The organism is Cupriavidus yeoncheonensis (genome assembly GCF_905397275.1).
GTDB lineage: Bacteria > Pseudomonadota > Gammaproteobacteria > Burkholderiales > Burkholderiaceae > Cupriavidus > Cupriavidus yeoncheonensis.
Map to the genome: position 1 here is coordinate 36,122 of NZ_CAJPUY010000019.1, position 16,999 is coordinate 53,120.

Here is a 16,999-nt window from a genome sequence, read left to right on the forward strand (position 1 = left end):
TCAAAATACAAATACGAATCATTCGTATTTTGTACGAAAAAGTGGCGAAACAGACCGTTGTAGAAGTGATGCAAGAAGCGATTTTGTCTGAATGAATGTGCTATATACGCCGCATTACGGAAAGGGGTTGCATTTTCTTGCGGCAACCACTTGCTGTGCGGCTTTCGCTCACGACTCCTCGGGACGAGGCCCACCCGCAAAGTCGCAGCCACCTCTGCATACAACTGAACTTTCATCCAGATGTTTGCGAAGTCCGCATCAGGAATCCGGCATGCATGCCAGGACCTCGTTTCGGTACCGGATACATTGACGCAGTACCGATTGCCTTTTACATTGGCACCAACAAGACAACAACGAACGGAGACACCATGACCCCTCGCCAGGACCAGGCGCTGCATGGCTGCGCCACGATCGCGCAACTGTATGTTTCGGCCCTCAAGGCCAATCCGACAGCGCTCGCGATCGTCGGTGATGGCATTGCTTACAGCTATACCGAGCTGGCACGGCAGTCCTGCCGCATGGCGCGGCTTTTTCGGGCGAAGGGCCTGCAGCGGCAGGACGCAATCGCGTTCCTGGTTGGGAACCGCGCGGAGGCCGTCGTGGCGATCATCGCCGCGCAACTCGCGGGGCTGAAGAACGTATCGCTGCATCCCATGGCTTCGGAGGATGACCACTGCTTCGTGCTGACCGATGCGAACGCGCAGGCGCTGGTGGTGGACAACGCCAGGTTTGCCGCGCGCGCGGACGCCATTGCGGCGCGCGGCGTGGTGCCGCGCATCCTGTCGCTCGACGACAGCGAAGCCGGCGCCGGCCTGGCCACCGAGGCGGCCAGCATGGACGATTCGGAACTCGAACCCGGCGGCGATGCGACCGAGATCACCAAGCTCTCGTACACGGGCGGAACCACCGGGCGCTCCAAGGGCATCCTGCATACCCACCGCACGGTCGTGACCATGCTGCAGCACATGCTGGCCACCTATGAATGGCCGGCACAGATCCGCTACCTCGTCACCACGCCGATTTCCCATGCGGCCGGCAGCCTGATCCTGCCGACGCTGCTGCGCGGCGGCACGGTGTACCTGAGCGACAAGTTCAGTCCCGCCGATTTCCTGCGGCGCGTGCAGGAACACCGCATCAACCTGACTTTCCTGGTGCCCACGCAGATCTATGGCTTGCTGGACCATGCGGGCCTGCCCGCGGCCGACGTGTCCAGCCTGGAGCTGGTGCTGTACGGCGCGGCGCCGATCGCTCCGGTGCGGCTGCAGGAAGCGCTGCGCAAGATCGGCCCGGTGTTCGGCCAGGTGTACGGGCAGGCCGAGGCGCCCATGACCATCAGCTACCTTGCCCGGCACGACCACGACCCGTCGCGGCCGCATCTGCTGCGTTCATGCGGCAAGGTCATTGCCGGCAACCAGGTCGCGCTGCTCGACCGCGAACTGCGCGAAGTGGCACCCGGCGAGGTGGGCGAACTCTGCGTGCGCAGTCCGCTGGTGATGGACGGCTACCTGAACCGGCCGGAAGAGGACGAGAAGGTCTTCGCGGGCGATTGGCTGCACACCGGCGACATGGCACGCCGCGACGAGGCGGGCTATCTCTATCTCGTTGACCGGGCCAAGGACATGATCATCTCGGGTGGCTTCAATGTATATCCGAGCGAGGTCGAGCACTGCCTGGCGCAGCATCCCGCCATTGCGATGTCGGCGGTGTTCGGCGTGCCGGACGAGAAGTGGGGCGAAGCGGTGACCGCCATCGTCGTTACCCGCGACGGACATGCATTGAGCGAGGAGGAGGCGATCCGCTACGTCACCGAAAGGAAGGGCGTGGTCAACGCGCCCAAGACTGTGATCTTCGCGCAGGACCTGCCGCTGACGGCGCTCGGCAAGATCGACCGCAAGGCCATCCGCAGCCGGTACTGGGCGGACCAGGACCGCCAGGTGGCCTGAGCCGCCAGTCACAAGACAACACAGAAGAGGAGACCACCATGCACCTGACCCGCAAGCTGCTGATGACCTGTGCGCTGGCCCTGGGCCTGGCCGGCAACGCCGCACAGGCCCAGGATACCTATCCCACGCGGCCGATCCGTTTCATCGTGCCGTTCGCGCCCGGCGGCGTCACCGACCTGACTGCGCGCACCTTTGCCAAATACATGGGCGATGCGCTGCACCAGCCGCTGGTGACCGAGAACAAGCCCGGTGCCGGGGCTACCATTGGCGCCAATTTCGTAGCGCGTGCTGCGCCGGATGGATACACGCTGCTGCTGGGCACCAACGTCACCCACGCGATCAACCCGCGCCTGATCGCTGCAACGCCGTATGACCCGCTCAAGGACTTCCAGGCCGTTGCCGTCTTCGGCCTGAACGGCAACGTGCTGCTCGTCAGCAATAGCTTCCCGGCAAAGACGTTTGCCGAGTTCCTGGCCTATGTGAAGGCGCGACCTGGCAGCGTGAACTATGCCTCGGGCAGCGTCGGCAGCTCTGCGCACCTTGCGGCGGAACTGCTCAAGCAGGAGGTCAAGGGGCTGGACTACACGCATGTGCCGTACGGCGGCCCGTCCGAGGCCATGTCCGCGCTGATGGGCGGGCACGTGGACTTCCTGTTTGCCAACATCGGCGCGGCGGTCACGCAGGTCAAGTCGGGCAAGGTGAGGGCGCTCGCGGTGACAACGGCCACGCGTGCCGCGCAGTTGCCCGATGTACCGACGATCGCCGAATCCGGCGTGCCGGGGTTTGAAGTCGTGGGCTGGATGGCGGCATTCGTGCCGAAGGGCACACCGCCTTCGGTGGTGGCGCGCCTGAACCAGGTCATCAACCAGGCGCAGAAGAATCCGGACCTGAGGACCACGCTCGATGCCGCTGCGCTGATTCCCGTGGTGGCCGCGCCCGATCAGAGCAGCCGCTTCGTGCGCGATGAATATGACAAGTGGGGACGTGTGATACAGAACGCCGGCATTCCGAAGCAGTGAGCAAGGACTGATATCACTGCATCGACACGGTTCCTCTCCCCGCCCGCGTCAGTGGGAGAGGGGGCGGGGAGGAGGGCCGCCCCCCACAGGCCGCACCAGCAACCCGTTCAGGATGATTTCATAGAATTCGCTGAACGCATCGCCGATCTTCATCCCCGTTTCCTGCAGGAACTGCTGGTTGCGCAGCCGATGCGCGGCGCCAAGGATCGCCTCCGAGACCACGCGCGGATTATGCGGCGCCATGAGTCCTTCCCTGACACCGGCCTCGATCATGCTTTCCAGCCCGCGCACGCGCGCCAGCTGGTAGGTGTCGAACACGGCCTTGCCGCTCTCGATGGCGTCCAGGTCGGTCAGCGCCGCCTTGCTCAGGCCCGAGGTATTGAGCGTGGCATGCAGGTAGGCGGAGATCGCCCTGGCGGCGTCTGGCTCATGCCGAGCCGCGGCGTAGCCCTTTTCCAGGTTTGCCGCCAGGACATCGCGGCAGACGTTGACGAACAGCGCTTGCTTGGTCTCGGCGATTTCATAGAGGCGCCGCCTTGAGCAGCGCAGCCGCTGTGCGATCTCGCCGATGGTCAGCGATGAAATACCTTCGGCGATCAGCAGTCGGGTCAACGCCGTGGTGAACTCTTCGTCGGTGCGTCGCTTGGCCATGAATCGGTGAATGCCGGTACCGGACAGCGCTGGACCGGATGGGCAGGAATCGGGATCCCGAATCTTACCGTTCCACGACATGCGTCGACTACAAAACAAAAAAAGCGAGGCGCGCCCCGTGAGCGCGCTCGCTTCAAGTGAGGTCGGGCGTCTCAGTTGAGATGTCCGACCGCTCGCAGGTACTCGTTCTTCTTGTCGAAGATCAGCTGGCTCAGGAAGGCTGCGTCGTAGGCCTTGAGCAGGTGGGTATGGTGTTCCTCGATATAGCGCGCCACGCGTGCCTTCTCGCATTCGATGCCGCACAGCCATTCGTACATGGCCTCGTCCCAACGGAAGCGCAGGCCCAGCTCGATGAACGCTGCGTTGTAGGCAGCGAGCTGGGTGGCGCGCGAAAGCGGCTGGTTGTCGCGGCCGAGCGTGGCGGCCGGCTGCTGTTCGATGTGGACCTGGTTCATGGTGTGCCTCCTGTCTTCTCTCTAGCGGTGGGTTGAGGGAAGCATAGGGCGGTCCATGGATTTACGATAATTAAAGTTTCATCGATAAATCATAAGTCATTGTTTATGTATTGGCGTGACGGATCAGGCCCTCCACGCCAGTAATGCGCTGGATCAGGCTGGCGCCTTCCTCCATCAGGAATTGCTTGAACGCGAGCGCCACCGGCGGAAGCCGCTTGTTCTTGCGGTGCACCACATACCAGTTGAGCATGACCGGAAAGCCCTGGATGTCGAGCACGGCCAGCTTGCCGGCCTGCAGCTCCAGGCCCACGGTATGGGCGGAGAGGAAGGCAATGCCCATATTGGCGATGACCGCCTGCTTGATGGTCTCCGTGCTCTTGATCTCCATGGCGATGCGCAGGTTGGAAAGCTTGCCGGCAAAACCCTCCTGCATGGAGTTCCAGGTGTCGGACCCTTTCTCGCGCGAGACGAAGGCCTCATCGGTCAGCGCGGACAGCGGGATATTGCGTTGCCCGACCAGCGGGTGGCTCGGCGCGGCCACGATCACGTAAGGGTGCGGCGCGAACGTCTCATTGATCGTATCCATGCCCTCGGGCGGCCGCACCATGACGGCGAGGTCCGTCAGGTTGCCGGCCAGCTGGTGCAACAGTTCCTCGCGGTTGTGCACTGCAAGATTCAGCGTCACGCCGTCATGGCGTTCCATGAATTCGGCGAGCAGCCGCGGGAAGAAATAATCGCCCGCGCTGATCACGGCAACGTTCAGCCGGCCACCGGAAATCCCCTTGAGTTGCGACATGGCATCTTCGGCTTCGCGGAATTGCTGGATGATGCTGCGGCTGTAATGCAGCATCTCGTGCCCGGCCGGCGTGAGATAGATCTTCTTGCCCAACTGCTCGAACAGCGGCAGGCCGACGTGGTTTTCCAGTTGCCTCACCTGCGTGGACACGGCGGGCTGGGTCAGGTGCAGCTCTTCGGCGGCGCGTGAAAAGCTCATGTGCCGAGCAACGGTTTCAAAGACTTTTAGCTGGCGCAGCGTGGCGTTCTTCATCAGTCGTTCCGTGCAATATATAAACGTTCGTCAATGCATATGATAAAAAACTTTAAGCGGTCTGAATCTTAGATTGAAGTAGCATCAATCCCACAGATTTGCATGCCGCAATGTCAGGCGCCGATCTCATTGTGTAGGGCCCACCCCACAGAGGCCCCGGAAAGCGTCCCGCCAAGGGACGCATGAACAGCACCAGGAGACAGTAGATGGCGCATCAAGAAACGGCAGCCACGACCGGGAACGGACGTGGGCTGCAAAACCGTTGGTTCCAACTGGCCATAGGCGTGGTTTGCATGGGCTTGGTGGCAAACCTGCAGTATGGCTGGACCCTCTTTGTGTCACCGATGGACGCCAAGCATCACTGGGGCACGTCCGCGATCCAGGTGGCGTTTTCCATTTTCATTGTGACCGAGACCTGGCTGGTGCCGCTGGAAGGCTGGCTGGTGGACAAGTTCGGCCCGCGGCCGGTGGTGGCAGGCGGGGCGATCTGCGCAGGCGTGGCGTGGGTGATGAACGCCTACGCGACGACGTTGCCGGAGTTGTACACGGCGGCGGTGATCGCCGGTATCGGCGCAGGTGGTGTGTACGGCACGTGCGTCGGTAATGCGCTGAAGTGGTTCCCGGACAAGCGGGGCCTGGCTGCCGGGCTGACGGCGGCGGGTTTCGGCGCGGGCGCGGCGATTACGGTGATCCCGATCGCAAACATGATCCAGAGCGCGGGATACGAGAAAGCATTCGTGTTCTTCGGCATCCTGCAAGGCGTGGCGATCTTCGCGCTGGCGCTGCTGCTGGTGAAGCCACGGGCGCCGAAGGGTGCGGTGGCGGCGAAGGCGGTGCTGACCAACCCGGTGGAGTTCACGCCAGGGCAGATGGTGAAGACGCCCGTGTTCTGGCTGATCTATGTGAGCTTCGTGGCGGTGGCTGCGGGCGGCATCATGGCCACGGCGCAACTGGGCCCGATCGCGAAGGACTTCGGCTTCGCCTCGATGCCGGTGACGATGCTCGGCATGACGCTGCCGCTGCTGACGATGACGCTGTCGATCGACAACCTGTGCAACGGCTTCACGCGTCCGCTGTGTGGCTTCCTGTCGGACCGTTTCGGCCGCGAGAACACGATGTTCGTGATCTTCATCGGCGAGGGCCTGGCCCTGCTCGGGCTGATGAAGTTTGGCCACGACCCGTACGCGTTCATGTTCTTCGCGGCACTGACGTTCCTGTTCTGGGGCGAGATCTTCTCGATCTTCCCGGCGCTGTGCGCGGACACGTTCGGCAGCAAGTTCGCGGCGGCGAATGCGGGCACCTTGTACACGGCGAAGGGGACGGCGGCGATGCTGGTGCCGCTGGCCTCGGTGCTGTCGGCACGCGGTGGCTGGGACGCGGTGTTCACGGTGGCGGCAGTGGTGACGATCGCGGCGGGGCTGTCGGCGAAGCTGTTGCTGGCGCCGATGCGCAAGCGGTTCATCACGGGCCATTCGGATGCGGTGGCGGTGTCGGATGCCGCGTTCATGGTGCGCGCCCAGAGGGAAGGCGAATAAATCGGAGGATGGGAAAGAGTGGGTGGGTCCGGACGTCGCGTCCGGGCCCCCGACATGCCCCGGCAAACGGTCTGCGCATGGCGCAGGCCTTTTGCCATGTGGGTCACGGAAACAACAACACATAAGACAGGCGGACGGGCCGCCAAGGAGACAGCCGTGAGCAGACTGCAATCATCCACGCTTGCCGCAGGACAGCATCGCAGCCTGGCGATGCCGTTGCCTCGATGGACACAGGGCGGAGGAGCGCGGCCATGAATATCTCGCTTCCCCAACTGAAGGCGTTCGCCGCTGTCGCGCGGCACAAGAGCTTCACGCGCGCCGCCGCCGAACTGGGCCTGACGCAATCGGCCGTAAGCCGCAGCGTGCGCGAACTCGAAGAGGAGATCGACCAGCGCCTGTTCGACCGCACCACGCGGCAGGTGGAGTTGACCGATGCAGGCCAGCACCTGTCGCAACGCATCTGCCACCTCATCGAAGAAGTCGAGCAGACCCTGCGCGACAGCCAGGGCGCCGCGCGGCCGTCGCAAGGGCTGGTGCAGATCGCGACCGATCCCGTACTGAGTTCGATGTCGGTGCCGGCGTGGCTGGCCGGCTGCCGCAAGGCCTGGCCCGCGATCGCGATCCACCTGAAGGACCGCTCGCAGGAATCCGTGCTGCAAAGCGTGCGCAGCGGCGAAGTGGACTTTGGCATTGCCACCGATCCGCAATCGGGCGACGACCTCTATTGCGAACCGCTGTGCATCGATCCATATCACGCCGTGCTGCCGGCGGAGCATCCGCTCGCGTCGCGCGACACCATTGCGTGGGGCGACCTGTGCAATGCCAACGTGCTCACGCTGGACCAGCAATGCGGGATACAGCCCGCGGTGGAAAAGGCGCTCAGCAACCATCATGTGCGCGCGAACTCATTGCAGTTGCTGGGGCATTTCGCCGCCGTGTTCGGCATGGTGGCGCTGGGCCTCGGGATCGGCGTCGTGCCGTCGCGCGCGCAGGCCGGTGGTCTCCACCCAGCCGCTGTCATGCGGCCGCTGCGGCCGCAGGTGACATCCACGGTCATGCTGGTGCGCCGCAAGAGTCGGTCGCTGAAGCCGAATGCCGCCGCGATCTGGGATGCGCTGCGCGGTCTCGAGTACAAGGACACGGTTGAACCCGACCGGCTGCCCCCGTTGGTCCATGAAGCCTAGGGAAGCGGGGCAGGGCGTGCCGTGGCGGACACCGTTGCATTGGAGCAAAACTTCTACTGATATATTACATACAGGATATTTACACATACTGCGGCGCAGCATATAATGAAAACTCCTAACCACAACGCAATCGGAGTTTTCAAATGGAAGTCGCTCTTCTCTTCGTTCTCGGCCTGGGCCTGATCGCCATCGGTGTCGGCATGACGACACTGCTGGCTACGCGTCTGCCGGTGGATGTGCTCGTGACCGCACAGGCACACGGTCGCTTCGCCGGTCTGGGTTCGAACCAGGAAAGCGATGGCATTGGCCGCGCTCGCCCGTCGCGCACGGCAGCTGCCGCCGGCGAACTGGCATACGCCTGATGCCTGCTGGCATCTGCCGCCGTCCCGACTGAACGGCGCATCTGACAAGGGCTGTAGCGGCCGGCAACCCTTGGAGCAGTACCCGCATCCTGCATTCCCGCAAGCTGGCCTTGGCATTTCGATGCAAGGCCACGGACGGGTCCCGGCGGATCTTCGGCCGCCATCCCTCTGGTGGATGCGCACCCGCTGCGCATGCCGCTGTCACACTCCGGCTCGACACCTCCATCCATACCCCGGTTTTGTCCGTACAGACGGGTAATGTCTTAGTTGTATTGATCTAGGGACTTTCCCCAGCCCGGTCGTTTTCCCCGATTCCCGATGCTGCGAATCCCGTCATGCTGACGGCTGTCCTGGCTCGCCGGATTGATGCGGCTAGTGGGGCTAACTGCCTGATTTCCAAAGATTCCTGAAGTTGCATGCAGCACCGTTGATGCGCGCCGCGCACCAGTCGCGCAGCAACGGCGCGACACGGGCATTTTTCGCGGAAACAGCATGCTGCAGGGCCGCGAAGAATACGCTTGACTTGGTTGATATATCACATACCGTATAGCACTAGAACGGCTCAGCTGTTCGGGAAAGTGCGGTATGCGAGAGGCGTCAGCAGGCGCCCATATCTTCCACCACAGGCGGTTTTGACTGCCTAGAAGGAGACATCAATGGAACTGCAGCAGAGGGAGTCCACGTCGCGCTTTGCGTCGCCGTGGGTACAGCTGGTCTTCGGCGTCATCTGTATGGCGATGATTGCCAACATGCAGTACGGGTGGACGCTGTTCGTCAACCCGATCGACGACAAGTACCACTGGGGCCGCACCGCGATCCAGGTCGCGTTCACCATCTTCGTCGTGACCGAGACGTGGCTCGTGCCGATCGAAGGCTACCTGGTCGACAAGTACGGCCCGCGCCCTGTGGTCGTGGGTGGCGGTCTGCTGTGTGCGATCGCCTGGGCGCTGAACTCCGTGGCCTCGTCACTGCCGATGCTGTATTTTGCCGCGGCTATCGGCGGCGTCGGCGCGGGCGCGGTCTATGGCACCTGCGTGGGCAATGCGCTGAAGTGGTTCCCGAACCGGCGCGGGCTTGCCGCGGGCATTACCGCGGCGGGCTTCGGTGCGGGTTCCGCGATGACGGTGGTGCCCATCGCCAACATGATCAAGTCCGCGGGCTACGAAGCCACGTTCCTGTGGTTCGGCCTGGGCCAGGGCCTGATCGTGTTCATCCTGGGCATGGCCCTGTATCCGCCGTCGGCCAGGATCCTGAACGAGGTCAAGTCCACCCTCAAGGCTGCCGCGACCTACAACGCCACGCCGCGCCAGGTGCTGAAGTCGCCGATCTTCTGGATCATGTACGCGATGTTCGTGATGATGGCCGCCGGGGGCCTGATGGCCACCGCGCAGCTCGGCCCGATCGCCAAGGATTTCGGCCTGCATGATTCGCCGGTGTCGATCCTCGGCCTGACGCTGCCCGCGCTGACTTTTGCGCTGACCATCGACCGCGTGCTCAACGGCCTGACCCGCCCGTTCTTCGGCTGGATCTCGGACCATATCGGCCGCGAACGCACCATGTTCTTCGCCTTCGCGGTAGAGGCGGTCGGTATCCTGCTGCTGTCCAAGTACGGCCACAACCCGGTGGCGTTCGTGGTGCTGACCGGCATCGTGTTCTTTGCCTGGGGCGAGATCTACAGCCTGTTCCCGGCGACCTGCGGCGACACCTTCGGTCCGAAGTTCGCCGCCACCAATGCCGGTCTGCTGTACACGGCCAAGGGCACGGCCGCGCTGCTGGTGCCATTCTCGAGCGTGATCACCGCGGCGACCGGCGACTGGCATGCGGTGTTCGTGCTGGCCTCGGCCATGGCGGGTCTGTCCGCGGTGCTCGCGCTCTTTGTACTCAAGCCGATGCGTGAGGCGCATGCCCGCAAGTATGTGCATGCCAATACCGCGAGCCCGATGGGGTACCGCGCCGTGCCGGAGGACCTGACCTGACGAAGAAAGCCGTACGGCATGCCGCCGCCTTCACCGTACACAGGCGGCGCAGCCGGTAGCACAATACGAGGAAGGAAAAGAGAAAGAGCGACAGGAAGGCTGCCCGCAAGGGCGCCTTCCTGAACGCCTTCATAGTGCCAGCAGGAGACCGACGTTCCATGAATCAAGTTGTCATTCCCCTCGACGCCACCGGGCTCGGAAGGCTGCGCAAGCGCCGCCAGCCCAAGGGACGGCAGGTCGACGCCGCCGCGCTGGCGGAAGTCCGGGCCGCGCTCGGCGACATGCCGCGCCGCCGCGACCTGCTGATCGAGCACCTGCACTGCATCCAGGACCGCTACGGCCAGCTGGCCATGCCGCACCTGGTCGCGCTGGCGCAGGAACTGGGACTGGCCATGACCGAGGTATACGAGGTCGCCACGTTCTACCACCACTTCGACGTAGTGCGTGAAGACGCCGACGGGCACATCGCACCGCCGCCGGTGCTGACGGTGCGCGTCTGTGAAGGCATCGCCTGCGAGATGGCCGGTGCGCGAGCTCTGCTCGGCAAGCTGCCCGCGTTGCTTGGTACGGACGTGCGCGTGGTGGCGGCGCCATGCATCGGCCGGTGCGAGAAAGCGCCGGCCGCGCTGGTGGGACAGAAGCCGGTGGATGGCGCTACGGCTGCCGCCGTCGAGGCCTGCGTGGCAGCCGGTACCGTTCACGACGAATCGGTGGCGCAGACCGGCTATGCCGCCTACCGCGCGGGCGGTGGCTACGCGCTGCTCGACGCGCTTGCGCAAGGCAGTCTTGATCCGGCCGCCGTGCTCTGCACGATGGAGGACTCCGGACTGCGCGGGCTGGGTGGCGCGGGTTTCCCGGCCGGCCGCAAATGGCGCATCGTTGGCCAGGAGCCGGCGCCGCGCCTCATGGCCGTCAATATCGACGAAGGCGAACCTGGCACGTTCAAGGACCGTGTCTATCTGGAGCGCGATCCGCACCGTTTCCTGGAAGGCATGCTGATTGCTGCTGCGGTGGTGCAGGTGTCGGCGATCTACATCTACCTGCGCGACGAATACGCGGGTTGCCGCGCCATTCTCACGCAGGCGCTGCAGGCGCTGCGCGACGATCCGCCGGCAGCGGGCCTGCCGCAGATCGAACTGCGCCGCGGCGCGGGCGCCTATATCTGCGGCGAAGAGTCGGCCATGATCGAATCGATCGAAGGCAAGCGCGGCATGCCGCGCCTGCGCCCGCCCTATGTGGCACAGGTGGGTTTGTTCGGCCGGCCGACCCTCGAGCACAACTTCGAAACGCTCTACTGGGTGCGCGACATCCTGGAGAACGGCGCGGAATGGTTCGCGTCGCAGGGCCGGCATGGCCGCAAGGGGCTGCGCTCGTTCTCGGTGTCGGGCCGCGTGCGCCGGCCCGGTGTGCACCTGGCGCCGGCCGGCATCACGGTGCGCGAGCTGATCGACGAATACTGCGGCGGCATGCTGGACGGGCACAGCTTCTATGCCTACCTGCCCGGCGGCGCATCGGGCGGCATCCTGCCCGCGTCGATGGGCAACATCCCGCTGGACTTCGACACGCTGCAGCCGCACGGCTGCTTCATCGGCTCGGCGGCGATCGTGGTGCTGTCCGATCAGGACAGCGCCGTCGGCGCGGCCCGCAACCTGATGCATTTCTTCCGGCATGAGTCCTGCGGCCAATGCACGCCGTGCCGCGTGGGCACGGCCAAGGCGTACGACCTGATCCGCGCGCCGCAATGGGACCTGCCCGCGCTGGAGGACCTGTCGGCCGTGATGCGCGATGCATCGATCTGCGGCCTCGGGCAGGCCGCACCGAACCCCGTGGATTGCGTGATCCGCTACTTCCCACATGAACTGCAGGCGGCGCCGGAGCGCCCGGAGGCACAGGCATGAATGCGCTGACACGCGCCGAACGCGCGCTGGTCGAATCCACCGAGCCCGCCGTCACGTTCACGCTGAATGGCCGTGAAGTCAGCGCGCAGCCGGGCGAAAGCCTGCTGAAGGTGGCGCAGCGCGAGGGCTTTGACGTACCCCACCTCTGCTACAAGGACGGACTCGCGCCGGCCGGCAACTGCCGCGCCTGCATGGTGGAGATCCAGGGCGAGCGCGTACTGGCGCCGTCGTGCTGCCGCTATCCGTCACCGGGCATGGCGGTGCAGACGGAATCCGAGCGCGCGCGCCGCGCCCAGCGCACGGTGCTGGAGCTGCTGCAGTCCGACATGCCGGAAGCCGGCTACACGCGGCACAACGAACTGGACCAGTGGTCCGCGCGCCTGGAAGTCGGCAAGCCGCGCTTCGCGCCGCGCGAGCGCGTGGCGGCGGATCTCTCGCATCCCGCCATCGCCGTCAACCTGGACGCCTGCATCCAGTGCACGCGCTGCGTGCGCGCCTGCCGCGACGAGCAGGTCAACGACGTGATCGGCCTGGCGCTGCGTGGCGACGCGGCCCGCATCGTCTTCGACATGGACGACCCGATGGGCGCGTCCACGTGCGTGGCCTGCGGCGAATGCGTGCAGGCCTGCCCGACCGGGGCGCTGATGCCCGCGCGCGACGCGGCGCTGGCGGTGCCGGACAGGCAGGTGGAATCGGTGTGTCCCTACTGCGGCGTGGGCTGCCAGCTCACGTACAACGTCAAGGACAACCGCATCCTCTACGTCGAGGGGCGGGATGGCCCGGCCAACCACGAGCGCCTGTGCGTGAAGGGCCGCTACGGTTTCGACTACGTACAGCACCCACAGCGCCTGACCGTGCCGCTGATCCGCCGCGAAGGCGTGCCCAAGCGCGGCGACTTCGTCATGGACCCGGATCACGTGATGGACGTTTTCCGCGAAGCCACCTGGGAAGAAGCGCTCGCGCTGGCCAGCGGCAGGCTCGTGCAGATCCGCGACACGCACGGCAAGCGCGCGCTGGCCGGCTTCGGCTCGGCCAAGGGCAGCAACGAAGAGGCCTACCTGTTCCAGAAACTCGTGCGCACCGGCTTCGGCAGCAACAACGTCGATCACTGCACGCGGTTGTGCCACGCGTCGTCGGTCGCGGCGCTGCTCGAAGGCATCGGTTCCGGAGCCGTGTCGAACCCGGTGATGGACGTGGACCGCGCCGAGGTCGTGATCGTGATCGGCGCCAACCCGACCGTGAACCACCCTGTTGCGGCGAGCTGGATCAAGAACGCGGTGAAGAACGGCACGAAGCTCATCGTGGCCGATCCGCGCCGCTCGGACCTGGCGCGCTTTGCCTGGCGTTTCCTGCAATTCACGCCGGACGCGGATGTCGCGCTGCTCAACGCGATGATGCACGTGATCGTCACCGAAGGACTGGTCAACCAGGACTTCATCGACAGCCGCACCATCGGCTTCGACGAACTGCGGCGCAACGTGGCCGCGTTCAGCCCGGAACTGATGGCGCCGGTATGCGGCATCGATGCGCAGACCATCCGTGAAGTCGCGCGCGCCTATGCCACATCAAAGGCCTCGATGATCCTGTGGGGCATGGGCGTGTCGCAGCACGTGCACGGTACCGACAACGCGCGCTGCCTGATCGCGCTGGCGCTGATGACAGGCCAGATCGGCCGTCCCGGCACCGGCCTGCATCCGCTGCGCGGCCAGAACAACGTGCAGGGCGCATCCGATGCGGGCCTGATCCCGATGATGTACCCGGACTACCGCCGCGTGGACGACCCCGACGCCATTGCCAGCTTCGAGAAGCTATGGGGCATGCCGCTGGACCGCCAGCCGGGACTGACCGTGGTGGAAATCATGGACGCGATCGGGCGCGGCGAGGTGCGCGGCATGTACATCATGGGCGAGAACCCGGCCATGTCAGACCCGGATGCCGAGCATGCGCGCGAGGCGCTGGCCGCACTGGACCATCTCGTGGTGCAGGACATCTTCCTGACCGAGACCGCCTACCTGGCTGACGTTGTACTGCCGGCGTCGGCCTTCCCGGAAAAGACCGGCACCTTCACCAACACGGACCGCACCGTACAACTCGGGCGCCAGGCGTTGTTGCCGCCGGGGCAGGCCAGGCAGGACCTGTGGATCATCCAGCAGATGGCGCAGGGCCTGGGCCTGGACTGGCAGTACGGCAGCGTGGCGGACGTGTTCGACGAGATGCGCCACGCCATGCCGAGCATCGGCGGCGTGACCTGGGGCCGGTTGCAGGAGACGGGCGCGGTGACTTATCCCTGCCGCGCCGAAGGCGACCCGGGCGAGCCGGTGATCTTCACCGACCAGTTCCCGACCGCCACCGGACGAGGCCGCTTCGTCCCGGCGGACATCATTCCCGCGGATGAACGGCCCGACAAGGACTATCCGATGGTGCTGATCACCGGGCGCCAGCTTGAACACTGGCACACGGGCAGCATGACGCGGCGCGCGGGCGTGCTGGACGCGATCGAGCCCGATCCGGTGGCGCTGGTGCATCCGCTCGATCTGGCCGACCTCGGCGGCCAGCCAGGCGACGTCGTCACGCTGGCCTCGCGGCGCGGACAGGTGTCACTGTACGCGCGTGCCGATGCCGGCACGCCGCGCGGGGCCGTGTTCGTGCCGTTCTGCTACTACGAGGCGGCCATCAACAAGCTCACCAACGCGGCGCTGGACCCGTTCGGCAAAATCCCGGAGTTCAAGTACTGCGCGATCAAGGTGATCCTGGGCGGGGCGGCGCCCACGCAGTCTAGCTACGGCGGGGGCAAGGTGCTGGGGGCCTGACAGGCGGGGCAGGTTCCCCCCTGCCGGCCCGCGCGCGGGATCAGTACTTGATGTCGCGGGCCGTCTGTCGCCCTTCCTGCTTGGTGTCCCGCTTGTCGTGGCGGCAATTCGCATTGCTCTTCTGGTTGGCCGCCCGGCAATCCTGCTTGGTATGCCGGGAGTCCTGGCGCGTATCCTGCCGGACGTCGCGCGCGTCGCGGCGCTGCTCCCCCTGCTCCGTCGCCGAGGACATTCCTGACCATGCCGTGAGCGCCATCGCAACCGTCAGGGCGGTGAATCCGGATTTCCATGCGTGCATGATGTGATCTCCCCTTGAAAGACATCCGCGAGCCGATATCCAATCCTAGTGGATACTCGCGCTTCGTGGGGCGGATCGGCCCCCGATTCCAGGGCCGCGCCCGTGTGCGCTTGGCGCGAACGGTCCCCCGATGTCATGATGGCGGGACAGGCGCCGCCCGCGGCGGCACGCCGGCCAGGGCAAAACCGGGAGACAGACGAATATGCAGAGCAGGGAAACGCAGGGGATGTCCCGCGAGCGGCTTGCGCGAGTTGAACGCTTCATTGACGAATCCTATATCGCGACCGGCAAGCTGCCCGGCGCCCTGATCCAGGTATGGCGGCGCGGCGAACTGGCGCTGAACTCGGTGCTCGGCCTCGCCGACCGCGAGCGGCAGGTGCCGCTGGCGCAGGATTCGATCTTCCGCATCTACTCGATGACCAAGCCCGTGACGTCGGTGGCGGTCATGATGCTGGTCGAGGAATGCAAGATTGCGCTGGACGATCCGGTCAGCAAATACATTGCGGCGTGGGAAAACCTCGGCGTCCATGCCGGGGGCTTCATGGAAAGCTTCCAGACGCGCCCGGCGGCGCGGCCGATGCTGGTGGTCGACCTGCTACGGCACACCTCGGGCCTGACCTACGGTTTCCAGCAGAACACCAATGTCGACGCGGCATACCGCAAGCTGAAGCTCGGCGAGCTTGCCACCGAAGGCACGCTGGACGAGATGATCGACAAGCTGGCCACGCTGCCGCTCGAATTCTCGCCCGGCGAGGCCTGGAACTACTCCGTATCGACCGATGCGCTCGGCTACCTAGTCGGCAAGGTCAGTGGCATGCCGTTCGAGACCTTCCTGAAGCAGCGCATCTTCGATCCGCTCGGGATGGTCGACACCGGCTTCCACGTGCCGGAAGACAAGGCATCGCGCTTCTGCGCGTGCTACGCCGTGGGCGCTCTCGGTTCCAAAGTCGTGTCGACGAAGGGGCCGATGCTGCAGGACGACCCCCAGGCGAGCGCCTACCTCAAGCCGCCGGCATTCATTTCGGGCGGCGGCGGACTGGTCTCCACCGCCGCGGACTACATGCGCTTCGCGCGCATGCTGCTGCAAGGCGGCGAACTCGACGGCGTGCGCCTGCTCGGGCCGAAGACGCTGAAGCTGATGACCGCCAACCACCTGCCCGGCGGGGTGGACCTGCCACGCCTTTCGCGCTCGATGTTCAGCGAGGCCACCTATGACGGCGTGGGGTTCGGGCTCGGCTTTGCCACGACGGTGACGCCGGAATCCACGCTGATCCCCGGCAGCGCCGGAGATTTTTTCTGGGGCGGAGCGGCCAGCACTTTTTTCTGGGTGGATCCGCAGGAGGAACTGATCGGTCTCTTTTTGACCCAGCTCCTGCCTTCCTCGGCCTATCCCGTGCGGCGCCAACTGCGCACGCTGGTCTACAGCGCCATCACTGAACCGGGGCCTGCGGCCCGCTGAGCGCGGGCATTCCGGACCGGGGCTAAAATGTCGGTATGTGGCACTGGCCGGGACGGCCGGTGCCCGGGCTTTGACACGACAGATTCGGACACGTTGACATGAGGAAGGCAAAGACCCTGATCATCGCGATCACCCTCGCCGCGGCGACACCGCTCGCGCAGGCGAGCCTGTCCGGGGATGCCCATGCATTCAAGGACAACGTCAAGACGGCCGGCAAGCAGGGCGGCCATGCCGTGCGCGATGCAACGTTCGCGATCGGCCGCGGCGTGAAGTCAGCCGGGCATGCGGTGGCTGACGCGACCAAGCACGGTTTCCACGCGACCAAGCGCGCGGTGAGGGGCCACGAGTAGTGGTAGTAGTC

Annotated in this window: 14 protein-coding genes; 10 read left to right on the forward strand and 4 right to left on the reverse strand. The window is 65.1% G+C overall.

The window, feature by feature from the left end; genetic code table 11:
* The first annotated feature begins 368 nt into the window (after nt 1-368).
* A complete protein-coding gene (locus KHO22_RS23450; RefSeq protein WP_211949577.1) occupies nt 369-1,943 on the forward strand; it encodes an AMP-binding protein in 1,575 nt (524 codons plus the stop codon).
* A gap of 38 nt (nt 1,944-1,981) precedes the next feature.
* Nucleotides 1,982-2,962, forward strand: coding sequence for a Bug family tripartite tricarboxylate transporter substrate binding protein (locus KHO22_RS23455; RefSeq protein WP_211949578.1), 981 nt, complete (start codon nt 1,982-1,984; stop codon nt 2,960-2,962).
* 48 nt (nt 2,963-3,010) lie between these two features.
* Here KHO22_RS23455 and KHO22_RS23460 read toward each other — a convergent pair whose 3' ends face one another.
* The 3 genes from KHO22_RS23460 to KHO22_RS23470 all read right to left on the reverse strand — a co-directional run bounded on the left by KHO22_RS23460 (nt 3,011) and on the right by KHO22_RS23470 (nt 5,116).
* Complete coding sequence (locus KHO22_RS23460; RefSeq protein WP_211949579.1) at nt 3,011-3,613, reverse strand: TetR/AcrR family transcriptional regulator; 603 nt, start codon at nt 3,611-3,613, stop codon at nt 3,011-3,013.
* A gap of 152 nt (nt 3,614-3,765) precedes the next feature.
* Nucleotides 3,766-4,068: an HAD family hydrolase gene (locus KHO22_RS23465; protein WP_211949580.1), complete on the reverse strand. Its 303-nt coding sequence runs from the start codon at nt 4,066-4,068 to the stop codon at nt 3,766-3,768.
* 103 nt (nt 4,069-4,171) lie between these two features.
* Nucleotides 4,172-5,116 carry a LysR family transcriptional regulator gene (locus tag KHO22_RS23470; RefSeq protein ID WP_211949581.1) on the reverse strand — a complete coding sequence of 315 codons (945 nt, stop codon included), beginning with the start codon at nt 5,114-5,116 and terminating at the stop codon, nt 4,172-4,174.
* 206 nt (nt 5,117-5,322) lie between these two features.
* Between KHO22_RS23470 and oxlT (KHO22_RS23475) the strand changes: the two genes are divergently transcribed.
* From oxlT (KHO22_RS23475) to fdhF, 6 genes are all read left to right on the forward strand, one after another.
* Nucleotides 5,323-6,651, forward strand: a complete 1,329-nt coding sequence (gene oxlT, locus KHO22_RS23475; RefSeq protein ID WP_211949582.1) for an oxalate/formate MFS antiporter — start codon at nt 5,323-5,325, stop codon at nt 6,649-6,651.
* Nucleotides 6,652-6,902: 251 nt separating this feature from the next.
* Complete coding sequence (locus tag KHO22_RS23480) at nt 6,903-7,835, forward strand: LysR family transcriptional regulator (RefSeq protein WP_211949583.1); 933 nt, start codon at nt 6,903-6,905, stop codon at nt 7,833-7,835.
* 143 nt (nt 7,836-7,978) lie between these two features.
* On the forward strand, nt 7,979-8,197 hold the full coding sequence (locus KHO22_RS23485; RefSeq protein WP_211949584.1) for a hypothetical protein: 219 nt from the start codon (nt 7,979-7,981) through the stop codon (nt 8,195-8,197).
* A gap of 656 nt (nt 8,198-8,853) precedes the next feature.
* Nucleotides 8,854-10,173, forward strand: a complete 1,320-nt coding sequence (oxlT, locus tag KHO22_RS23490; protein WP_211949585.1) for an oxalate/formate MFS antiporter — start codon at nt 8,854-8,856, stop codon at nt 10,171-10,173.
* A 158-nt stretch (nt 10,174-10,331) separates the two neighbouring features.
* A complete protein-coding gene (locus tag KHO22_RS23495) occupies nt 10,332-12,071 on the forward strand; it encodes an NADH-ubiquinone oxidoreductase-F iron-sulfur binding region domain-containing protein (protein ID WP_211949586.1) in 1,740 nt (579 codons plus the stop codon).
* Nucleotides 12,068-14,881 (forward strand): formate dehydrogenase subunit alpha, encoded by a 2,814-nt coding sequence (gene fdhF / locus KHO22_RS23500; RefSeq protein ID WP_211949587.1) that lies wholly within the window; start codon nt 12,068-12,070, stop codon nt 14,879-14,881. Before KHO22_RS23495 ends, fdhF begins: the two co-directional genes overlap by 4 nt.
* 40 nt (nt 14,882-14,921) lie before the next feature.
* Here fdhF and KHO22_RS23505 read toward each other — a convergent pair whose 3' ends face one another.
* Nucleotides 14,922-15,179: a hypothetical protein gene (locus tag KHO22_RS23505; protein ID WP_211949588.1), complete on the reverse strand. Its 258-nt coding sequence runs from the start codon at nt 15,177-15,179 to the stop codon at nt 14,922-14,924.
* A 202-nt stretch (nt 15,180-15,381) separates the two neighbouring features.
* On the opposite strand from KHO22_RS23505, the gene KHO22_RS23510 reads away from it, so the two are divergent.
* Both KHO22_RS23510 and KHO22_RS23515 read left to right on the forward strand, forming a co-directional pair.
* A complete protein-coding gene (locus KHO22_RS23510; protein WP_211949589.1) occupies nt 15,382-16,638 on the forward strand; it encodes a serine hydrolase domain-containing protein in 1,257 nt (418 codons plus the stop codon).
* A 98-nt stretch (nt 16,639-16,736) separates the two neighbouring features.
* On the forward strand, nt 16,737-16,988 hold the full coding sequence (locus KHO22_RS23515) for a hypothetical protein (RefSeq protein ID WP_211949590.1): 252 nt from the start codon (nt 16,737-16,739) through the stop codon (nt 16,986-16,988).
* The last annotated feature ends 11 nt before the right edge of the window (nt 16,989-16,999 follow it).

What these genes read in the sequence shown, in the direction of transcription:
- KHO22_RS23450 (WP_211949577.1), top strand. Translation starts at nt 369, where the DNA reads ATGACCCCTCGCCAGGACCAGGCGCTGCATGGCTGCGCCACGATCGCG.
- KHO22_RS23455 (WP_211949578.1), top strand. Translation starts at nt 1,982, where the DNA reads ATGCACCTGACCCGCAAGCTGCTGATGACCTGTGCGCTGGCCCTGGGC.
- KHO22_RS23460 (WP_211949579.1), bottom strand. Translation starts at nt 3,613, where the DNA reads ATGGCCAAGCGACGCACCGACGAAGAGTTCACCACGGCGTTGACCCGA.
- KHO22_RS23465 (WP_211949580.1), bottom strand. Translation starts at nt 4,068, where the DNA reads ATGAACCAGGTCCACATCGAACAGCAGCCGGCCGCCACGCTCGGCCGC.
- KHO22_RS23470 (WP_211949581.1), bottom strand. Translation starts at nt 5,116, where the DNA reads ATGAAGAACGCCACGCTGCGCCAGCTAAAAGTCTTTGAAACCGTTGCT.
- oxlT (WP_211949582.1), top strand. Translation starts at nt 5,323, where the DNA reads ATGGCGCATCAAGAAACGGCAGCCACGACCGGGAACGGACGTGGGCTG.
- KHO22_RS23480 (WP_211949583.1), top strand. Translation starts at nt 6,903, where the DNA reads ATGAATATCTCGCTTCCCCAACTGAAGGCGTTCGCCGCTGTCGCGCGG.
- KHO22_RS23485 (WP_211949584.1), top strand. Translation starts at nt 7,979, where the DNA reads ATGGAAGTCGCTCTTCTCTTCGTTCTCGGCCTGGGCCTGATCGCCATC.
- oxlT (WP_211949585.1), top strand. Translation starts at nt 8,854, where the DNA reads ATGGAACTGCAGCAGAGGGAGTCCACGTCGCGCTTTGCGTCGCCGTGG.
- KHO22_RS23495 (WP_211949586.1), top strand. Translation starts at nt 10,332, where the DNA reads ATGAATCAAGTTGTCATTCCCCTCGACGCCACCGGGCTCGGAAGGCTG.
- fdhF (WP_211949587.1), top strand. Translation starts at nt 12,068, where the DNA reads ATGAATGCGCTGACACGCGCCGAACGCGCGCTGGTCGAATCCACCGAG.
- KHO22_RS23505 (WP_211949588.1), bottom strand. Translation starts at nt 15,179, where the DNA reads ATGCACGCATGGAAATCCGGATTCACCGCCCTGACGGTTGCGATGGCG.
- KHO22_RS23510 (WP_211949589.1), top strand. Translation starts at nt 15,382, where the DNA reads ATGCAGAGCAGGGAAACGCAGGGGATGTCCCGCGAGCGGCTTGCGCGA.
- KHO22_RS23515 (WP_211949590.1), top strand. Translation starts at nt 16,737, where the DNA reads ATGAGGAAGGCAAAGACCCTGATCATCGCGATCACCCTCGCCGCGGCG.